Here is a 21,889-nt window from a genome sequence, read left to right on the forward strand (position 1 = left end):
TGTCTAAGATAAGAATAGTAAAAAAGATCTAAGATCTGTCTAGCTCCGGGGCCTACCCGCCTGAGGTCTTAAATACTCATAAATAGCTTTCTAAGTTTTGGTTTGGCGAGGCGGGCCCAGTTTTTAACAGCATCTATGGTGACTTGCTCCTGTTCTGCAATCTCTTTAACCGACAATTCTTCTAAGATATAACAACTAAACCACTTCATTTGATTATCTGTTAGGACAGATTTGATTTGTTCGAAAAGATAAGGGTCAAACGCAATATCCTCCATCAGCATGCATTCGCTGGTATCGATGGATTCTATGACCTTTTCTGTTTTCTCTTGCATTCGATTGCGCTGATGGATGAGTGCGATTAATGCCTTCTCCATTACCATATAGGCATAAGAAGAGAACTTGCCCTTGGTTGAATCATACTTAAGTTGAGCTTTCCATAGGGCGATTACTCCTTCTTGATAAAACTCTTCATTTTGGTCACGAATTCCAAGCTTATGGATCAAGTGGTAAATAATTTTTTGATGATCTTTCACTATTTCTTCAAAATTATCCTCTAACATACTTGCCTCTCTCTTGAAAAGGCGCCTACTTCATCAGTATTCCGCGGTAAGCTAACAATAACTGAATTACTCCGTTTATTCACACCATGAAAAATGAAGTTTGAGGGGGGCTAATAGCTGAAAATAGATGATTTTTAGTTTTTTAGAGTGATAAAATTCGTTTTCTATCTGTTTGCTAGGAAGCTTTACTAGAATAACGGGATGAATACTAACTAGAAATATGGACAGATTTTCTGCTATAATAGTAATGTTGTTCCGTTAAAAAGATAAGAAAATATAAAATCTCCTAGTTGTCTTATCGCACTCTTCTTAATTTAGTAAAGAGACCGGGTGTAAGCGCTTAAAGTCTAAGGAAGGAGACTAAGATGACAAGAATCAAGTTGTTACTCATTGGTGTGTTGGTAATCGCTTTTGGTAGTGGTTGTACGGTAAAATCAAAAGAAGATGAGATGTCCAAAGTAGCACAAACTGCTGAGAGAGCCTTTGAACAAGATAAGATGGAAACGACGGTTGATTTTAATGGTTTTTCTTTATACCTTCCAAATAAGTTTGAAGTTGTGGAGGAAGGTTCTAGTAATTTTATCTTACAAAAAGGTGATCAAGTCTACATCCTTTTTCATAATCCACTAGAAGACAGCAAAAGCCAGGTTAATCTCGATACAACGATTGAAAATAGTAATTATAGCTTGCTAAAGACTTTTGATGCTAAAGACAAGTTTGGCTATGTCTTAGCTTTACCTAGAAATGAAGATGAATTTGAATTGCAAATTGGTGTAGGGGGAGTCAAGCTTACTACCATTACTAGCCTGCATAATCTTGAAAAAGACGCAGAGGTTATGATGCAGATGGCCAATTCCCTATCGTATCAATCAGAAGTACAATAGAAAACTTTTGGGAGGAAACAAGCGTGACAAAACGATGTCGCCAAATTCTATCTAATATTCATCCATATAAAAAACTAATTGTAAGTGCTGTAATGGCAAGCTCGGTGTTGATTACTCCCGTTTTTGCAGCGGAAACGACTCAACTAAATTATGATGATTTCAAACCTAACGAATATTGGTCCGATGACATGATTTGGGCAACAGAGCAAGGCTTAATCAAAGGGTATATTGATGCTCGTCATCCGATTACAGATAAAAAGGGAAATTGGTTAAATCCTTATGGCGATCTGACAGAAGCACAGATGCTTTCGGTATTATTTCAATATTTTGCTAAGGAGGAGCTAGCAGCGAGTGGGTCTACGCCAGGTTTTTGGGCGTTAGCACAGTATCAATTGGCAGACGAATATGACGTTATGACCAGGGGGATTTCATCCTCAAACGATACAATGACCAGAGGCGAAGTGGCAATGGCGCTTGCAACCATCCATTTTGGACGCAAGGTTGATTTGGAAACCGCTATTCAATTTATGTATGATTCAGGGTTGTCTACTGGTTATACGGATAAAAACGGGGAAAAACCTAAAACGTTTGCATCCTATGGTGCAACTGATCCAGTTAGAAGAGCCCATATCGCAACCTTTTTACATAAGTACGATCTGTATGTAAAGGAAACTACAGTGAAAAGTGAAACTACTGATACGTCTTCTATGCATATGGAAACAATTGATCAAATTGTTCAGCTTGTGAATCAAGAGCGTTCTACAAGGGGGCTTCGTCCGCTTCAATTATATTCTGGTTTACAATTAGTCGCAGAAATGAAGGCAAAGGATATGGCAGACAATAATTATTTTGATCACGAATCACCAACGTACGGATTTTTTAGTGATCTGCTTTTGGAAGCGAGCGTTGATTACGATAAGGCCGGTGAGAATCTAGCATATGGTTATCCTGACGCTGAAGCAGTAGTGAAAGGATGGATGGCAAGTGAAGGTCATCGTAAGAATATACTAGACCCTACGTTTACGCATATTGGTGTAGGTGTGTATGAGGATGACCAAGATAAAAGATATTATGCACAAGTATTTATTGATGAAAGATAAGTACATACAACTTGGTCTTTTTTCGATATTTATACTTTAATTCCAAGCCGACAACGTATAGCTAACTGAAGAAGGTGTCATATATGGATATTGCTTTGCGATTGAAGAAATACGGAATTCTATTGGTTGCACTCGTCTTTTTCACTGGGATGGCGGGCACACGTCCATTGGTCCCGCTTTTGTCTGATCAACTAGAAGCAAATAAAGCGGAGATCGGTTTGATTGTTGCGCTGTTTGCTTTACTTCCTTTTTTCTTTGCAATTAAAATAGGACAGATTGTTGATCGAATCGGATATAAGAAACCAATGATCTTTAGTGCGTTGTTCAATGGCTTGGCGCTGTCTTTACCTTTTTTTATGCCAAGTTTATCCATGGTCTACCTATCACAGCTTGTTGCTGGTATTTCCCACACTGTTTTCGCAGTTTCGGCTCAATCGTCTGTCAGTCATTCAGGAAGAAATCGGGAAGGGATCATGATTTTTAGTATTGGTGTTGCCCTTGGCAGCTTTACTGGTCCAATTTTAGGTGGGATTATTGCGGATTATTTTGGTTATCCTGTCGCGTTCTTCGTGTTAGGCTGTTTTGGTATCATTGCCGGGGTCCTTGCTAGTTTTCTAAAAGAAGTAACAGTAACAAAAAGAGTAGAGAAAAGTTTAAACCTACTCCATTCCTTACAATTACTTAAAATGAAGAATTTGAGAGTTGCTTTTTTGGTAAGTGTCATTGTTTTGTTAGGGAAAGATATGTACACAGCCTATTTTCCGTTGTTAGCTCAACAGTTTGGCCTTACTAGTTCTGTTATCGGCTTCATTGTTTCGATTAACGCACTTGGTGGAATCTTTATTCGCTTTTTTATGACTCACTTGTCAGATAAGTTTAGTACGAGAAAAATAATGGTAGGATCGATTTTTCTTTCAGGTGTATTTATGACCTTAATCCCGTTGTTTAGCAGTGCAATCCTGTTAGCATTATTGTCTTTCGTGCTTGGGCTTGGCCTAGGGATTGGACAACCACTATCTATTTCTACAACTGTTGATGCTTTACCAGAAGAACGGGTAGGAGAAGGCTTAGGATTGCGATTAACAGCGAATCGTCTGACGCAACTATCTGCCCCAGTTGTTTTAGGTGGAGTTGCACAGTTAGCTACTATCTCTAGTGTCTTTTGGGTTGTTGGAGTTGTAATTTTATTCGGTGGTTTCAGGGTGAAAACTTCCTAATCAATAATCACCTAATCTTTATTATAAACACGGCATCAGTCGTATTCTATCCAAAGAATATGACTGATGCCGTAGTTGCTTAATATCCTCTTCCGTACTTCTCTCTCTTCTCAAGATAAGCATAATACGTTTGTGCTGCTTGGGCACGTGTTACATTCTCATCAGGTCTAAACGTATTGTTTGAGCCAACCATAATACCAAGGTGGCTGACAATTGCAACCGTACCAGGGTTTTCAATTGCTTCGGCATCGTCGAAATCTAATTGAAACATATCGTCCACATCGGCAATTTTGTCATAGTCAAGTGCTTTAACAATCATTTCTGCGAGCTCCTCACGGGTAACTGGATCATCTGGATTAAATTCATCGCCGGACTTGTCGATGAGTCCTTCTCTGACGGCAGCTTCCACATATGGGAAATAAGCAGAATCTGCACTTACATCATTGAAAGTTGCAGCTCCACTAGCCGTGGCCATCTCTCGATAATAGTAAGGGTTTGGATTTGATGATAGCATCATCATTTTTATGATTTCACCACGTGTGGCTACGGCATTTGGTTTAACTTCTCCCTGTTCGTTTATGTTTATTGCTTGATATTCCAGCATTAAACGTAATGCATTTTCTGCCCAATGGCCACTAATGTCTGTTGGTTCTGGAGTATCAATCATTGGTTCACCAGTTTCTACGGACAACCAGGCACCAGTAATTGCGTCTAAGAAGGTAGGCTCATCCGTTTGATTGAATCGAAATGTGTAAGCCAACAATAGCTCTTGGTCTTCTGCTTGTTGTGCTGCATCAATTGGATAATAATCTTGCTGATATGGTTGGATATATTCTAGTTGAATGTCCATTGCATCGAAATAAATTTGCTTTGCTTCTTCTTTTGAGACAATGGAATCAGGATTAGGAAATTCAGCATTGGTTTGCCAATTTTGATAGAAGCGAATTAATTCTCCAGTTTCTGCAGAAAAGGCAATACTAATATATTGGTTTGGAACGGGAATACCGTTAACGAGACGTTGGAAAGAAAAATTAAATTTTTTCTTTTTTTCTACATCCATTGGTGCATTTTCGACTGGATTTAGAGTGATTTGATCTGTTTTCCAAGGAACCATTTCTTTTACCGCATCGATTGCTTTTTGCTTTGCTTCTTCATAGGTAAGGACTTGCTCGACTTCTTCATTTTGTGGTTCATAACGATAATTGTTAAAGTCTACTAATTCTCCTGTTTTGGCGTTAACGCTACCGTAAGTAAATGCCTGTTCTTTTTCATTTCTCCATTCAAATATCCAAAATGAATCAGCGTTATTACTAGATTGCTCTTGATAGCTAGCATTTTGTAATTCCATATCATCTAGAACATCAACATAGCTCTTAAAAACATCCATCGCTTGTTGTTGTGTTAGATTATCTCCACCGGATGGTTCTTCAGCAAGTGGTTCTTCCGTAAGCGGATCTTGTCCACCGAGTGTATTTTCGTCTAGGGGCTCTCCATTCCTGCTAACCCATGTCCCTTTTTTTGCATCAAAATAAACACCATATCCTAAATTTTCATAAGCATATTCTAGTGCGTACTGCCTTTTCTCACCATCTGTTGGACCGTAATAGCGATTTATCCCTGGTATCATTCGATACTGCAAACGAAGTGGTAAAGTTGCTTCCATTCTTTCAGTTGCTTCTGCTTTGGTTAATAATCCAGAAGTGTCGGGGAATTCGATACTGTTATTCCAACGATAATTTAACCCGACTAACTGGCCGTTTCCATTAATGCTAACTTCGATAAAGTTGTCTTTGAATGGGATACCATTAACCTCTTGGTTAAAACGAAGGTTGTAGACAACGCTTCCACGTAAAGGTGTTTTCTGATTGTAATTTTCATAGATTAATTGGTCTTGGATGTCAGGGAATTGTTCTTTAATTAGGGAAAGGGCAATCGTTTTTGCTTCGTCTCTGTCCACTTTTGGTGGATAAGAGGTATCTAAATCTGGATCTTGGAAATTACGGTTCATGCCAACAATGTTTCCGGAATTCGCATCTATTGTTATATTGATGTAGCCATAGGCGTTTTCCTCTTGCTTACTCCAACTAATAGACCATACGCTAGAATTGTTTCCGTACCAATTTGTTTGGAAGCTAATATTATCTTGCTTATAACCAGATGGAACGTCTAGAAAGTCCAATGCAACCTTTAAGGCTTCTTCTTTACTAATGTTTGCTTCATCCATTAATTCTTGTTTTTCTAGGGCACTAATCGTTTTGGTGCTTGGTACTTCTGCTTTAATTAAAAAATCTGGATTTGTTGAAGTTTGTGCGTGTAAGACTGGCCCGCTATAGCCCAATAATCCGGGTAAAACAAGGACAGTTCCTAGCAATGTAACGGTTCGTTTTTTCACAACCAATATTCCCCCTCATATTTTTTGATATATAATCAACGTGGAAAATATATCTAAATGATTAGACGAACTGAATCGTAGATAAGTTTCAGATAATTATAGTTTTTTTGTTTGTGCTTTCCTTGACAGAGTGAGGTGCATTAAACTAATAGTTCATTCACGAATGTTTTGACCGAATAATAAGATAATTTTAAGGGAAATATTACTTTCTATGTTGATTTCCTACAAGAGATGGGTATGATAATAGAAAGGGATATTGTTTAAATAGATTGAAGGAGGTGGATGGGTATCTAAGGCCGGTTACATTTATTTTCAGTTTTTTGCATAATTTGATATTAGAATCATATAGCTTTAATTAGTGAGCTTAAACTAAATACTAATCCGAAAGCGGGGTGCGTTTAGATGATGTCTGAAAGTAATAATGTTATTAGTTTCAACGACTATAAACGGAAAAAGTTTGGATTAGATAGACCCATTTTTAAAGAACCAGCGAACATTAAGTTAGGTAACTCTAAAAAAGGTGAGCAGGGAACGTACACTGTGGTCTGTAACTTAGTTTATGACTACCGTCAATTTATCGCACTAGAACGAGAGGATAGGCCAGAGAAGTTATATTCACTGGTTGAAGGAATTGTCGAAAATGGTTCACTTGTTGAAGTTGTACCAATCACCGACGAAGAATACCCCAAAATCGAAGCTAAATTTAAAAAAGTATTTGCACAGGTTAATAACAAATCTTAGAAAGAACATGTTGTTCAGGCAAGATTTTTATGCAATCTTTTAGATATGTGCCACCCTTTTTACGGCGAAGGGTGGCTTTTAGTTTTACAAGTGATTTTTCTTGTTTCGAAGGTAAAATAAATCTGCCGGTGACTGGCAACCAGTTGGTGATTACTATTTACCCGCCTTGGGCATTTTTTAAACAATAAAATGCTATCAAAAGAGTTGTCATCTCATCCCAAGTCCATTATGATATAAGTAAAGGGGGAAGAGACTATGGAAAATCACCAATCCTTTAACTACTTAAAATCAAAGTTTGAAATTGCGCTGGACAGACAGCTAACGGAGAGAGAAATATTATTTGTGAGGTGGTTAATAACACTTCAATAAAGTGCAGTTTGGTCCTTAGCGAATGATGATAATACCTCTCTTATCAAGTTCATTTTTGAGCATAAGAATAAAATCTGTATCAAGTTCCATTTCCAGTGACTTCAAATAAGAGTCAACCAACATTTCATCTTTCAAGTCCTCAAAAGCTCCCACAAGGTTCATCCTTTTTTAAATAGAGTGTTACATAAAGTGTACTACAACAATACTTAAGAGTATATATGTTTCTTTTTTTACTATTTAAAAGTATAGTTATGTTGATTGAAATTGGTCGTTTAACGGTGAAGCTTTCAACTACGATATAATAGACAATGAAACTAATGAAAGCGTTTAATATTTTAATCAATCCAATACGAAAGGAGACGAAGCATATGTCGACAACAATAATCAATCAAGCATTTGAGGCAGGAGAAGGCGTGTTCCGTCTAGTACCAAATTTTATCCCTAGACGTTTCGGGGAGCCGGGTCATCGTTTGCGACTGCATCCAGATGACTATTATCCGTTTGGGCTAAAACGTGGTGCCATTAAGGAACGGTGGTTTTGCTCGGTCGTTCCAGCAATGAATGGGGAGGACGCACCAGACGATGAGGGATTAAGCTATGTCGTAGTCCCAGGGAGTGAAAATGAGCGCTTTTCTTTTCGGGAGGCTGTTTCATCATTAGGAAAAGACCTCATTGGTGATGAGTTATATAGGAAGCATGGGACGTGGCCAATGTTTGCGAAATTTTTTGATTATAAGACGCCGCTTTTTCATCACCTTCACCCAATGCAAAAGCACGCAGAACTGGTCGGGAAAATGGCCAAGCCGGAAGCTTACTACTTTCCTAGACAGTTAAACAATCATCCGGGTGATTTTCCAGTAACGTATTTCGGATTTGACCCTAGTGTCACGATTGAGGAAGTGAAGGAACGTTTATTACAGTTTGAAGCGACAGACACAAGAATTACAGAATTGTCTCGAGCATTTCGCATCCAGCTTGGGACAGGCTGGTACATCCCAGCAGGGGTTGTCCATGCACCAGGTTCCTATTTAACGTATGAGCCACAGTTAAATAGTGATGTGAATGCCGTGTTTGAAAATGTCGTTGCTGGTGACAACTACGACTACCATTTCTTAGTAGAAAATTGTCCACCTGAAAAGCAGCAGGATATTGATTTTGTTTTAGAATTAATGGACTGGGACAAGAATATTGACCCAGATTTTAAAAAGCACTATTTCCGACCACCGGTAGAAGTACGGGCGGAATCAGGTCTGTATGATGAAAAATGGATTACGTACGGCAACGAATATTTTGGTGCAAAAGAGCTAACAATCGAACCAGGTCAAACCGTCACGTTAAAGGATAGTACCGCATATGGGGCTGTCGTTATTCAAGGGCATGGTAAGTTTGGAGCTCATGACTGTGAAGCAGCTCAAATGATTCGTTTTGGCAACCTAACAGCAGATGAATTTTTCATAAGTGAAACTGCTGCAAAACAAGGGATTGTCATTACTAATCATAGTAAAACAGAGCCACTTGTTATGTTAAAGCATGTTGCGGAAAATAATCAAGAGTTTCCGAGATAACGTGAAATAGACGATGAAAGGGGTGGTGCATGTTAATGCACCACCCTTCTTAAACATTATTTAACAGTTATAGTAGTTGTAGCTCTAAACTTTTGTCCGTTGGTTAGTTTACCAGTAACCACTAATTCTTGTTCCCCTTGTTCGAGAATATTCAGTAGTTGTTGACGTGGAAAAACTACTTTGTATTCTTTCACACCATCATCGTCAAAATCCACGATTGGATCATTCTTTTGTTTCGTAGCTGGAGCCACTTCGTCATTTAGCAAGATACTATCAAAATCGATGTCATCTAGTATGCTGTCATTGGCAAACTGAACATATGCAGTTAGAGCAGCATTGTTATTTTCTTTAGCTTTCTCACTTTTCTTTTCGTTAAGCTTTAAGACAGTTGGACGGAATTCGACTTCAGCCATAACATTTGGTATATAAGATAAGAAATCTCCCCAAATAATATTTGCTTCTAATCCAGCTACCGTCTTATCTCGTTCATATGGTATTTCCGGATTAAGACTTACAAAGTTTTCTTCGGTCAAAATATCACCAGAAGCATTCTTAGATATTTCTCCATCGAAGAAGTAGTTATCATCTGACTCAGCATATTCAGGATATGAATCTGGTGTGTTGATAACGTTTTGATAGGACATAACACCACTTAACTGAAACGCTTCTTCAATTCCATCGTAAGTAGAAAAGTCAATATTTTTACCATTGTTGTAAGCGACGATATTTTCTGCAATTACACCTGGATTACTGTTGCTAGTGAAGCCAGTTGCACCGTTGTTAAACGCGATACTGTTACGGATAATGTGTGGTACGTAAACACCTTCACCACCCAGTTTAAACCCGTTCTTGTCACCTTCACCAACCGTGCCATCTGTTAGTGTGCCGTTACCATAAGCGATACTGTCCTCAATAATTACAGCACCAATGGCGCCTGAGCCAACTTTAGTATATAAGTCATAACCGTCGTCAATGTTGTTGTGAGAAATGGTTCCGCGGAAAATATTACCATCACCAACTGTTAATTTTGCTGCAAATCCATCACCATTATTTTGTGAAGGATCAGCATTATCAAACGACTCACTGTTTAAAATGAGGTTGTTTGATGGCCATTCAGCCCGTGGTGCACTTGCATCTGTTCTACTAATCTGTAGTCCGGTGTCACCGTTTTCATAGAATCTGCTGTCCTCAACAATGTTATTGCTTCCGCCGACGACAAATCCTTTTGTATTGGCAGCAGAACGAGCAAAATCAATACCTTTTACATGCCAGTAGTTACCACTGAGTATGCCGCCTTCTGAGCGCTTGTCGAAGTCAATAACAGGGCGTGCGCCTTCAGCTGCTACTAGATATTTTCTTGCATCAGCTGTACCGTCATTGTATTTAGAGATTTCTAGTTTGGAATCTCTTACATAGTTACCACCTGCAACAATAATTTTTTGACCTGGTTGCACGTATTCAATGGCAGTGTCTAAATCAAGTGGGTTGCCTGCAGTTCCGTCGCCATCACTTGTACCATCTGGAGCAACATAGATATCAGCCCCATCTCGGAAAGTTTTCATAGAAACAGTAAAGTTCTTTACAATCTTTTCGTAGGAAGTTAAATATTGTGTATCATCTGGCAAGAACGTTATGCTGAAGTTTGTGTCAGTATTTTCAGTAAGCTTAGCAGGTACTTCAACCAGTTCCCCTTGTGTAACTTCCAAGTTGCTACCAATTACTTCTTGACCAGCCTTAACGGTTACTGTTCCGGCAACATTAGATTTTAATAATAGTTCATAGTCTTCCTCAGATGCTTTATCACGAGATACGATATCAAGAGTTGGTGCCACTGGTTCAGCAGGTGGATCCACTTTTGGTGCATCTGTTGCTGCTGCAGTAACATCAAAGTCTATATTGTACACTTCAATGTCTGCTTTACGTGCTGTATAGAATCCTACATAAATTTTGTCATCTTGGACGTTTAGAATGTCTGGCTCAAAGAAAATAGCTTCTTCGCCATCATTTATTTGGCCAGTGAATCCACTGTTTGTTTTAGATAATGTTAAACGGTAATCTTGGGCTGGATAGGTATTTTCTGTTGTAGGCTTTCCTACTTGTAGCATTTGCTTTTGAACACCTTTACTACCAGCACCATCAGAAGATTCTACCCCAGTACGGATGAATAATTGTGTACCATTATCCTCTTGTGTACCGCCGCTAAATCCACCAACAGCTGCAATGTTAGAAGCAAACACACTACTATTGTCATTTTCGCCAATGGCGTCACGGGCCATTATCCCAAATGATTCTTGACCATCGTGTGGATCTTTTGCGTAATCGTTTACTTTAATGTCAGCAGATAGAGTGAAATTATCATCTTCCGCATCGATTTCAGTGTAATAGAAGGTAATACCGTCATGGTCGCCAGTAATTTTTCCTGAACTATTACCTTCTGCAACAATCTTGATTCCACCATTGTCAAGTTCTTCGATGTAGTTCGTATCTGATCCAGTTGACTGTCCAAATTGGATTTCTTTCCATTCGACATTTGCTTCATCACGAACAGTTACATCATAAGAAGTGGGTTCAATCGTTGTGTCTTTCGGGTTAACAGTAATTGTATACACGCCAGCATTTTCACTAACAAAGTTGGAAGAGTCAACTCCATAATCATCTGAAGCCAAAACTTCTTCGTCACCGTTATCATATACTTTAGATACCTCTAGACTATCAGAATTGAAAGTATCACCAACGGTAAATGTTGTTTGAGGATAGTCGGTAACACGAATCTCGACAAGCTCCTTTTCCTTTACGTTGACAGGGAATGTTGCTTCTTTGTTTTTGTGATACACCGTTACTTCTTTATCACCAACTGTAGAAGTATCAAGCTCTGAGACGGCAAATTCATCACGTGTTAACCGAACAGAAGCCCCATCGCTATATTCAGCTTCAACAACAATTCCATCCAAGTCTAACTCATCACCAAGATAATATTGTATTTTTTCGGGGAGCTGAGTTACTTCCAAGGTTTCTAACGTTGCATCACTTACATTCACGTTAAATTCGGTTGTAACACCTTCAGCTTCTGTTGATCGAATAGTAACAATTTTCTCGCCGGAATCATCAAACGTAAAGTCTGAGTCAATTGCTACTCCACCGATTTCAAACGTATAGTCGTCACTTGATAATACTTCCGTGTAGTATCCGTCATTATAAGATCCTATAACGACCAAGCCTAGTGAATCAAAACGATCTCCTAAATAATAATCTGATTTAGCTGGATAATATTTCACTTCCATATTTGTCAAAGCAAGTTCAATTATTTCTAAATTAACGGTTGTTTCTGCACCGTTATAATTAATCGTAATCGTGTTTGTGCCCGGAGAACTACTGTCAAAGCCAGTGACGATTAAGTCTTGTGCGGAAACCTCAGTTTCGGTATTATCATCATTCACAGCAGTAACTTTTAATCCATCTAACTCAAGCTCTTCACCTACGAGATACTCTGTCTTCATGTCAGAGGCATCAGCATCAAGTGAAGAAGTTTTCACATCAGAGACATTTACCTCGGTATTAGAGAAAGTGATTTTGCCGTTTCGGGCAACAAACAAACCGACATAGATTTGTTCTGAGAGAGCATTTTCTAATTTAAACGTTTCACTTTCACCATTCGAGGTGACTACAAAGGTATCTCCTGATTTTCTAATTTCTAAATCATAAGACTCTCCAGTTGCAGGTCCAACATTGTCTTGGAAAACATCTAATTTAGTTAGACCGCCGCCATTGTATCCGTCTTTACTGTAAAATCCACGCATGTCCCCGTCTAATCCACCAACCGCTACATAGTTATGACGATTCTTACCACCAGTATCTTCACCAATTTTGTCAAGTATCATTAGACCAAAAGCTCGCTGACCATCGGGACTGTAAGAATCAGCATATGCCGTTGTCTTTATTGTGAAATTATCAGCGGCATTCAAGGTTAAATATTGCAAAGACACGCCTATTTCATTACTTGCGATTTTTCCACCCTCAGCAAGCATTGTAAGTGATCCATCACCATTGTTTGTCGGGGATTGATTTTTGCTATCGCTTGTATTAGAACCAAATGAAGCAAAATTCCAATCTGTACTATTGTTATAGGTTGTTGCAAACACTGTTAGATTCAAGTTGGCAAACAGCATGAAAAAGATAGCAATAATTGCTATGTTTCTGCTCGATCGTCGTTTTTTCATCCAATAATCGCTCCTTATTTAATTTTTTAGCTACAGCCACGTCCAGTTTCAGTGCCTAGCCCCTCGGGGTCGTAAGTCAATCCTCTACATGGCATTCTTAAATCAGCTTAAGTATTAGTAAGCTCGAGTCCAACACCTCCTATAAAATAATTAAGATTACTAGGCCTAGTATCTTGGGTATGCTTCGATTCGGAATGTGATTCATGGAGTTAAGTTAGTGGTTGAATGTGGAAGTACTTCAAAATAACAACGTTGTGATTATAAATTATCTAATTATGTAAGCGCTGTCAATGGAATCTCTGAATTTTAGAGTATACTTTACTGACTTTTAAACATATATAGGCCAAAGGTTTCAGATAGAGGTGGGACATTTGGTATTAAATCTTTATAAATACTTGATAATGATAATTAGACCACTATATTTGTATCTTAGCGTAGAAAAAAACCCGCTTTTGGCGGGTTTTACAATGATTCACATTTTCTATTTACTCAAAGTCAATCGTAATTGGAATCTGTTGGTATGATTCTCCGTTCAAGTCCATTGTGTACCATTGGTAGGTTTCGTCGCTTTCATTATATCCAAAGTGATAGATTAAATTATCCAAGATCATTGGAAATACTCTGTAGTTTTGATCAGAAAGCTGCGTTTCTTTAGAGGTACTAAGAAAATATTTAAACATCGTACCGTCTTGATAGTCCGCATAATAAATGACCCCGTTCAAATAGTTATAGCTTTGGGCAGGAGTGGCAATCACTTGTTCATTACCGGTTCCATCATCATTCACTCGATAAATAGTGCGTCCGTCACTTTCATTCAGATAAAAGATTGACTGGTCTGCATGAATTAACGACAATGCGTCGACACCATCAATTAGCTGCTTTTTATTTTTACCATCTAAATCGAGTTGATAAATGCCATTCTTGTCAGAGAAATAAATTTTCCCTGCATCAACGATAAATGTTAAATCAGATCCATTTCCATCGACGAGAAGGCGAGTATCTGTTCCATCCATTTTTGCTTTGTAGATGGCCTGGTCATCTCGACTATAGTAATATAACCAGTCGTTATATAGTTGAAGTTCATATGCTTGGCCTTTAACTATTCTTTCTTTATTAGAGCCATCTGTTTTCATCCGATATATCGAGAAATTATCTGCGGCATTGACATAATAGAGTTGATTACGAACAACGTTTAGAAAGATAACATTGGACGATTGATCATCAGCAAGTCGGATAATATCAGATTGGTCTCTGTTGTATTTCCATATCCCAACGTCACCATAGAAGGTCCAGTCACCTTTAACAGCAAAATTAGCACCATTGCTAATGTTTCCGTGGTAATTGCCAACAACAGGTGTCTTAAAAGAGTCATCTAATAGTTTTGCCATAAATACTGCAAAATGGGCTCTACTAATATTTGCTGAAAGTTTAAAAGTATTGTTCCCATACCCATTAGTAATATTGTTGGCTGCGAGCTTTTGAACATACTCCCTTTTTGGGTCGTCAGCTGGGATATCGTCAAATTCTCCACCATACTCTCCGTCAAGTTGATAGGCATTTACTAGAATGACAGCCATTTGTCCTCGAGTTAGTGGAGTAAACGGATCGAAGCTACCATCTGGTTTTCCTCTAATGAATCCTAACTCTACTGCCTTAGCAACTTCTTCATAGCCGTAATCTCCTGGCTTCATGTCGCTAAACCCAGGATTAGTTGTGTTGGTAATGTCCACACCCATTTCATTTAAAATCATCTGAACCGCTTGAAGTCGGGTAACCGGGTTATTTGGCTTAAAAGAACCATCCGGATACCCTTTAATCACCTGACTGGTAGCTAGAAAGTTAATTTCTGCTTCATATAGATCCACGTCATTAAAGCTATTGGCGTTCACTGTCTTGGGCAATAAGGAAAGGAAAGCTATCATCCCAATTGTAAAAAGTAAAGAAACTAGATTTCTATTCATCTTTTTTTCCTCCATAATTTAACTAATAGGTTAAGCGTACCATAGAATAATTATGTCTAGGGATGGTAGTTTTTGGTTTTTGAATGAAGCTGTGAAAAAAATCATATAAGATAAGGAGAAGACATGTTTGGAAAGGGTGGTTTTTTGTTTCAATGGATATTTGGAAATAGGAATAAGTGTTTTATTTGTAACAAGAAAGCATATCAACCACAAATGTATTTGGATGACCAAGGCAATCGTGTGAGAGTTTGCTATAAATGCGTCCCTTACGCAGAAAGACGTGCACTTAGAAAACTTTAAAAAGACAAGAAAAATTCCAAGAGCTGTCTAGAGCGGGGCTCGCTTAGCCCACCTGAGTCTAAAACAATAATTTACATGGAAAAGACCGCCATTCCGCGGCTTGTCTTACAATTTTCATGGGTGGGCAAGTGCGTTCCTGGGTTTTGTAGGGTATCTTAGATTCAGGATAACTTTTTGACTACCGATTGAGCATTGTTAACGGTCAAACGGTAGTCAAAGACCGCTATTAACGCCCGACCTACCCCTCGTGGCGGTCAAACGGTAGTCAAAGACCGCTATTAACGCCCGACCTACCCCTCGCAGCGGTCAAACGGTAGTCAAAGACCGCTATTAACGCCCGACCTACCCCTCGTGGCGGTCGAACGGTAGTCAAAGACCGCTATTAACGCCCGACCTACCCCTCGTGGCGGTCAAACGGTAGTCAATTGTGCTCCACTTCGTACTAAATAATGGGAAATATTTCGTATATCTATTTTAATTGGGAAGCCTTACAATACTGTTGTATTAGAAAATACATTTAAAAGGGGAATTTTCCAAATGGGCAAATTTAAGACACTAACGTTAGCAACAATAACTGCGGTAGCCATGACACTTGCAACTGCACCAGCAGTTTTTGCGAATGAAGATAGTAGTAATTCTAGTTTTTCTGATGTTAAAGAAGGGGAATCCCATTACGAATCAATCACATTGTTAGCAGAAGCTGGTATTATAAAAGGATATCCTGACGATACCTTTAAGCCAAATAATCCATTAAGTCGTGCCAATGCTGCTGTATTGTTTGCTAATGCATTAGGGCTTGCGCTCCCGGAAAAATCGGTAGTGGAAGACTACTTTGGGGATGTATCGGCAACTCACACTTATGCAAGTGAAATTGCTGCGGTAGCTGAGGCTAAAATTTTCAAAGGGGCAAACGGTAATTTTCAAATTAATAGTCAATTGACTAGAGAAGCAATGGCCTCAACACTTGTCAATGCCTTTCAACTAGTAGATACAGGTGAAGAAATTGATGTGAATGTATCCAATGTATCTGAGACGCATAAAGCGAGTGTTAAGATATTAGCGCAGGCTGGGATCACTAACCAACTAGATGATTTTAAGCCGAAAGAGATTGTTACTCGCGGGCAATTTGCAACCTTCTTATATAAAGCGATTATGTATCAGTTTGAAAGTGGCGGATTTATCGAATATGAAAAACCAATTGCGATTGCCGATGAAACAACAAAAGAAGCCGTAATCATTAATCTATTTGAAAACTATAATGAGGGTGACCTAACAACTGTTTCCGTTTTTGGTTATGACCAAAATGGTGAAGTTATTGCTACACCATTAGTCTCTGAACAAATAAATATCGTGGACGGTTTAGTCGAAGGTATTGTTGATGTATCAACATTTGAAAATGGGACGTATCTAGCTGAAGTTGCTTATGGTGATAATGTATACCAAGTTGAATTTATTATTGATTTTACAGAAGTTGACGAGATAGTAGCATCAGTTAATGCTGCAACAACAGAGGAAGAGTTATTCCAGGCCTTATCGAATGACTATTTCTATGATGTTGAAGAGGCACTCGTTGCGGATTATATGGCAGCAATTGCTAGTACTGAATTTAACTTGATTTATGATATTCAAACAGTTATCGATGAGATAAACATAAATAATCTTTAACAATAACAGTAAATTTCAAAAAAATCAGGGATGCCTAGCATTCCTGATTTTTTTGAAAAGATAAGAAAGTATTAAAAAATCCAAGAGCTGTCCACTCCGCTTCCTAGCCCCGAACAGGCATAAGTCAATCCCTTCTGTGGCAAAGACTGCCACGTCAGGTCTTGTCTTATGCCTGTCGGGGCTTAACAAGGCGCCCTTTGCTTTTCTTAACTTTACTGGTATTATTCTGTCACTTTAATAATGCTCTGCTTTTCCTAATCTAGCATCTAAGTTGTTGTTTTCGTCATTTACTTTTTATCTAACAACAGTAGGGCTGAAATTCCTAATACATTCACTAGTGCGATACAACTGCATTTTTAAAACGTGAACAGTTTCTTTCATCAGTAATTGTTGTCCATTTTTAAAAATAACAACTGAATGATGACTTGATGATAGATTAGGCGGAATCTCTCGAATTGTGCCAATATGGTTAAAGAACAACCAATGGCAATCCGGATGATTACCGGAATGGCTAGGGAATGCAAAGATACGTTTGACAAGATTAATTGGAATAGGGACTTTCTTTTTTAACCCTGTTATGTGTATTACTGCATCTCTTCGTCCATCATAGGAAGCTCCAGAAGCAAGACATGACGATCTGATAATCTGTAGTGGGGTTTGCTTAACATAAAGTGTTTGGTCTTGTTCCCAGACAATTGTTTGATAATCGGTATGAAAACTAGGAATTAGGGTAATCGTAAGCTCATTTGCATCATACGTTTCTAATAGATTAATCATTATGTATACTCCCTTAATAGATTAGTTACAAAAAAGACTTTGCTAAAATATTTGTGCTAAGGAGTAACAGAGTTAATCAAAGTGAAATTCCAAGGTGTCGTACATACCATATATACATAATATTCCATTAGCAAAAAATGTCAATAGATTAAAGTGGTATAAATTAACAATTTTATAATTCTAGATAAAATTAAGCTTGAAATAAAAATACAACAACCATCAATTACTATGGCGATGACAGTTTTCATTCTTTTGGCAACTTCCGATAACGGTATGGGATATTTAGCTCAGTGGTTGTTCGGTACATTCCGGTAGTCCTTCATCTCTAGTAGTCTCTGCTTCTATTATGGCATCTGTTTGGTCAGTCTGCTTGTTTGACCTGTTCACATATACATACATCAAGCTTGTAAATTGAAGTAGGAATAAACAAAAGGAAATCTTCATACGATTGGATATTTCATTCATTATAAAGGGAAATGGGGAATCTGATGAAAGCAATAAATATTATTCCAATTACGTTAATGTTTTTTCTGGCGTTTAACCAGGAGATTGTGCAAGCAAAGTTAATTAAAAATGTTCCACATATCCAACAAAAGCCTGAGCTTCCAAGAGGATGTGAGGTGACAAGTTTTGCGATGATGCTCCAATACGCAGAAATAAATGTAAGTAAAATGACTTTGGCTGAAAAAATTAAGAAAGTACCTTTTTGGGATGATGGGTTTCGTGGTGACCCTAATCAAGGGTTTGTTGGAAATATGTACACTTTCTCCAAATCGGGATATGGTGTGTACAATGGTCCAATCTTTGACTTAGGCAAGCAATATCTGCCTGACCGAATGCTAAACCTGACAATGGAACCAGTAGAAAAAATCTATGAAATGATTGATTTAGGCAGTCCTGTGTGGGTGATTACAACGGTTTCGCTTGGTCCTTTACCTGATTGGAATTTTACCACGTGGAAAACAAAAAACGGTGAAGTGAAAATCACCTATAGTGAGCATAGTGTTGTTGTTACCGGATATAACGCTGACTATGTGTATGTTAATGATCCACTGTATGACAAGGCAAATCGAAAAGTTAACCGTGATTCGTTTGAAGCTGCCTGGGAACAAATGGGGAGTCAGGCAGTTAGCTTTATCCCTAGTGATCAGAAGTACTTTTTTGATACGAGAGACCATTGGGCAAAGTCAGCTATTTCATACGTTTATGCGAAAGGATATATGAGGGGGAAATCAGATTATTTGTTTGGTCCAGATGAAGCCGTAACCCGAGGACAGCTTGCAGCTACACTGGTTAACTATCTTCCACAAGAAAAGCTTGAAAAGAAAACAGCAGTAAATTTCCAAGATATTAAAGGGCACTGGGCAGAAAATTCAATCAAACGATTGGCTTTGGCAGGTTATTTGCCACCAGGTATAGATAGAAACTTCCGTCCCAATCAACCCGTGAGTCGAGCAGAATTTGCTGTAATTATTGACAAAGTATTGGAGCTTCAGGTTGCTTTATTTATTCCATACCAAGATATTGCTCAAGATTTTTGGGCAAGTACAGCGATTCAGCGTGTTCGAACAGCTAACATTATGACAGGTACAGCCACCCAGTTCTATCCAAATCGAGACTTAAAGCGAGGAGAACTTGCCACTATCTTAAAACGGATGGACAGTTATGCAGAGATGAACGAAGAGTAGTTGAATGAAGCGGGAGGCGTATTACCTCCCGCATATGGAAGAATAATTCCTCTGTTAACGTTTAATAGAGGGATTAAGGCAAAATGAGGTTTTGATCTAGTGCTAGAGAACTATTTTTGTTTATACGTGTCGAATTGACTAGAATTTAGTTCCTTTTGGTAAAATTTTCTGCTATTCTAGTAGTGGGTACAGCCAAAGAAATTTGGTGTCACAAAGCAATAGGGGCTAAGGGTTTTCCTAGGCTAGCCTGCTGCCGTTACTAAAAGGAGGAATAGTAATGAAAAGAAAAATGCTAAAAGTATTTGTCGCATTTCTGGCTGTTATGTTGGCGTTTTCAACGCCCGTATTAGCCGCAAAGCCAGACGATGCAGGAAAGAAAGAGAAAGCGGAAAAAGTAGAAAAGGTACCTAAGCTGGAAAAAGTAGAAAAGGTAACAAAACCAATGAAGGCCGGCAAATCCGATAAGGAAAATGCTAAAAAAGGAAAGCCTGCTAAAAAAGAGAAAACATACAAAACAAAAAAGGTCGATAAGATTAAGAATAAACTAAAAGAAGATAGAATTACTAGACATTTAGATAAAGTGGAAGCTAAAGTAACTGAGGTAACAAAGGCTGCAGATGACTATTTTGCTCGTGTAGCAGTGGAGACAATCGAACCAACACTAACTGCTACGGAAGCGGATGTACAAATCGAATTGGATCCAGCTGTTAATGAAACGCTAACAGAGACAGAGCTAAGTGTACAAGGTACGACTTTAGTAGACCAAGAGGAAGAAGAACCTACTACTGATTTAACAACTTCTGGGATAGAATTAATAGACAACGAAACAGAAAATCAAGTAGCAACAGAAGAAGATACACAAGACGAAGCTGAAGCTACAGAAGATGATGAAGACGTGGTTGACAGTTTTATTGGTAAACTTCGTAGCCAATTAAATTATTTATATGCTATTCAAATGCAATTGTCTAGGTACAGTCAATCAATGGAAGATACAGAATACGTTCAGGCATTACAAGCTAGAATTGATGGATTAGAAACTACAATTACTTCTGAAATTACTAGAATAAAAGAACAACAACAAGCGGTTGAAGTTGTTGTGCCAACAGATGTAGAAGCTAGTGAAACAGTTGTAGATGAAAATATAACCTCTGACTCGAATACAACAGCAGAAGCAGCAAATACTACATTAGAGTCAGAAGCAACACCCAATTCGTCTTCAACAGATGAAATAAATTTACAATCATCAACATCAACAGATTCAGTTACTCCATAACATTCATAATCTGAAAACAGCCTGGTTAAGCCCTGGCTGTTTTTTTACAAGAAAAAAAGTATAAAAAAAGAGCTGTCTAGCAAGGCGCAACTTGCACTAGTCCTCAAACAAAAAAGAGTTGCTCCTTTTTAAAGGGAGCAACTCGCAAAGTCAAGCAATTAGTCAATAAACTGTGTATCAATCAAGTCTTCGAAGTCAGGCTTTTCTTTTAAAAATTCTAAGTCGTAAGAAGAGTCACCAAATGCTTGAATAGCTTCTTCATCTACTTCATATGTGAATCCAATATTTTCCCACGAGCCATCAATTACTTCTTTACTTAATTCTTGGTTTGTAATTTCTTTAATATCATTAATCGCAATGGCTTTTGCTTCTTCAGGATTTTCGTTAATGAAGTCTGTAGCATCTTTGTGTGCATCAACAATATTTTGAATTAATTCAGGGTTTTCTTCAATTAAAGAACCAGAAGTTACTAAAACGGATGCTGGTAGTGTTTTACCAAACGACACTTCATCAGCCGGAATAATGACCTTTGCGCCAGTTTTTTGTTGTAAAACTGAAGCCCATGGTTCAGGTGCAACAGCAACATCAACTTTTCCAGTTTCAAACATTGCTTGATAGGTAGCTGGTTTACCTGTTTGGTGAATCATTGTTCCATTAATACGTTTAGAGGTGATACCAAGCTCTTTCATATATGTTTCAAATTGTACATCGTGCGTACAACCAACACGTGGTGTAATGAATGTTTTGCTTGCAATGTCTTCTACTGTCTCAATACCACTACCATCTCTTGCAAGAACTACTGTACCACCAGTTGACCCAGCTGCGATAATCTTAACATCTGCGCCATTTGTATAGTTGTTCATAGCAGGTCCGGGTCCAACTAATCCCGCTTCAATTTCCCCTGTTTTTAATGCATCCATAAATGATGCACCATCTGGGAATGTTTGATACTTAATCTTAATATTGTCACCTAAACGATCTTCATAATATCCTTCTGATTTTGCGACCATTGCCGGAACGTGGTTAATATTCGGGAAGTATCCGATTGTAATTTCTTTTGTTTCCTCTGCTGAAGAATCTGACGATGAACCAGAAGAAGCATCTGAAGATCCACAGCCAACAAGTAATAATGCGAAAGTTAGCATCATAGCCAACGTAAATAAGATTTTTTTCATTTTGT

15 protein-coding genes and 1 riboswitch are annotated in these 21,889 nt (G+C 38.3%); of the genes, 8 read left to right on the forward strand and 7 right to left on the reverse strand.

The annotated features are described in order from the left end of the window. Positions 1 to 68: 68 nt before the first annotated feature. Positions 69 to 560 (reverse strand): sigma-70 family RNA polymerase sigma factor, encoded by a 492-nt coding sequence (locus tag NC799_RS03320; protein WP_272444915.1) that lies wholly within the window; start codon positions 558 to 560, stop codon positions 69 to 71. A 365-nt stretch (positions 561 to 925) separates the two neighbouring features. On the opposite strand from NC799_RS03320, the gene NC799_RS03325 reads away from it, so the two are divergent. From NC799_RS03325 to NC799_RS03335, 3 genes are all read left to right on the forward strand, one after another. Next, entirely contained in the window at positions 926 to 1,444 is a 519-nt protein-coding gene (locus tag NC799_RS03325) for a hypothetical protein (RefSeq protein ID WP_272444917.1), read from the forward strand. A gap of 23 nt (positions 1,445 to 1,467) precedes the next feature. Then, a complete protein-coding gene (locus NC799_RS03330; protein ID WP_272444918.1) occupies positions 1,468 to 2,544 on the forward strand; it encodes a CAP domain-containing protein in 1,077 nt (358 codons plus the stop codon). Between the two features lie 83 nt (positions 2,545 to 2,627). Continuing rightward, positions 2,628 to 3,761: an MFS transporter gene (locus tag NC799_RS03335; RefSeq protein WP_272444919.1), complete on the forward strand. Its 1,134-nt coding sequence runs from the start codon at positions 2,628 to 2,630 to the stop codon at positions 3,759 to 3,761. A gap of 79 nt (positions 3,762 to 3,840) precedes the next feature. Here the strand turns inward: NC799_RS03335 and NC799_RS03340 are convergent, their stop codons facing one another. After that, a complete protein-coding gene (locus tag NC799_RS03340; RefSeq protein WP_272444920.1) occupies positions 3,841 to 6,153 on the reverse strand; it encodes a YcdB/YcdC domain-containing protein in 2,313 nt (770 codons plus the stop codon). 402 nt (positions 6,154 to 6,555) lie between these two features. Here NC799_RS03340 and NC799_RS03345 point away from each other — a divergent pair, with 402 nt between their 5' ends. Then, entirely contained in the window at positions 6,556 to 6,894 is a 339-nt protein-coding gene (locus tag NC799_RS03345; protein ID WP_272444921.1) for a hypothetical protein, read from the forward strand. 384 nt (positions 6,895 to 7,278) lie between these two features. Here NC799_RS03345 and sda read toward each other — a convergent pair whose 3' ends face one another. Beyond that, positions 7,279 to 7,416: a sporulation histidine kinase inhibitor Sda gene (sda, locus tag NC799_RS03350; RefSeq protein WP_272444922.1), complete on the reverse strand. Its 138-nt coding sequence runs from the start codon at positions 7,414 to 7,416 to the stop codon at positions 7,279 to 7,281. A 215-nt stretch (positions 7,417 to 7,631) separates the two neighbouring features. Between sda and NC799_RS03355 the strand changes: the two genes are divergently transcribed. Then, the gene (locus tag NC799_RS03355; RefSeq protein WP_272444923.1) at positions 7,632 to 8,828 is read left to right on the forward strand and encodes a cupin domain-containing protein; all 1,197 of its coding nucleotides are present in this window, start codon (positions 7,632 to 7,634) and stop codon (positions 8,826 to 8,828) included. A gap of 56 nt (positions 8,829 to 8,884) precedes the next feature. Here NC799_RS03355 and NC799_RS03360 read toward each other — a convergent pair whose 3' ends face one another. Beyond that, positions 8,885 to 13,045: a bacterial Ig-like domain-containing protein gene (locus NC799_RS03360; protein ID WP_272444924.1), complete on the reverse strand. Its 4,161-nt coding sequence runs from the start codon at positions 13,043 to 13,045 to the stop codon at positions 8,885 to 8,887. Between the two features lie 485 nt (positions 13,046 to 13,530). Continuing rightward, positions 13,531 to 15,006 carry a DUF5050 domain-containing protein gene (locus tag NC799_RS03365; RefSeq protein ID WP_272444925.1) on the reverse strand — a complete coding sequence of 492 codons (1,476 nt, stop codon included), beginning with the start codon at positions 15,004 to 15,006 and terminating at the stop codon, positions 13,531 to 13,533. An 837-nt stretch (positions 15,007 to 15,843) separates the two neighbouring features. Between NC799_RS03365 and NC799_RS03370 the strand changes: the two genes are divergently transcribed. Further along, positions 15,844 to 16,971, forward strand: a complete 1,128-nt coding sequence (locus NC799_RS03370; protein WP_272444926.1) for an S-layer homology domain-containing protein — start codon at positions 15,844 to 15,846, stop codon at positions 16,969 to 16,971. Between the two features lie 294 nt (positions 16,972 to 17,265). Here NC799_RS03370 and NC799_RS03375 read toward each other — a convergent pair whose 3' ends face one another. Beyond that, positions 17,266 to 17,748 (reverse strand): competence protein ComK, encoded by a 483-nt coding sequence (locus NC799_RS03375; protein ID WP_272444927.1) that lies wholly within the window; start codon positions 17,746 to 17,748, stop codon positions 17,266 to 17,268. 488 nt (positions 17,749 to 18,236) lie between these two features. On the opposite strand from NC799_RS03375, the gene NC799_RS03380 reads away from it, so the two are divergent. Together NC799_RS03380 and NC799_RS03385 are read left to right on the forward strand one after the other, a co-directional pair. Then, entirely contained in the window at positions 18,237 to 19,436 is a 1,200-nt protein-coding gene (locus tag NC799_RS03380; protein ID WP_272444928.1) for a C39 family peptidase, read from the forward strand. Between the two features lie 175 nt (positions 19,437 to 19,611). Beyond that, positions 19,612 to 19,694: riboswitch (cyclic di-GMP riboswitch) on the forward strand. A gap of 19 nt (positions 19,695 to 19,713) precedes the next feature. After that, positions 19,714 to 20,709: a hypothetical protein gene (locus NC799_RS03385; RefSeq protein WP_272444929.1), complete on the forward strand. Its 996-nt coding sequence runs from the start codon at positions 19,714 to 19,716 to the stop codon at positions 20,707 to 20,709. A 158-nt stretch (positions 20,710 to 20,867) separates the two neighbouring features. Here NC799_RS03385 and NC799_RS03390 read toward each other — a convergent pair whose 3' ends face one another. Next, positions 20,868 to 21,884 (reverse strand): aliphatic sulfonate ABC transporter substrate-binding protein, encoded by a 1,017-nt coding sequence (locus NC799_RS03390; RefSeq protein WP_272444931.1) that lies wholly within the window; start codon positions 21,882 to 21,884, stop codon positions 20,868 to 20,870. Positions 21,885 to 21,889: the final 5 nt, after the last annotated feature.

The organism is Aquibacillus salsiterrae (assembly GCF_028416595.1).
Lineage (GTDB): Bacteria > Bacillota > Bacilli > Bacillales > Amphibacillaceae > Aquibacillus_A > Aquibacillus_A salsiterrae.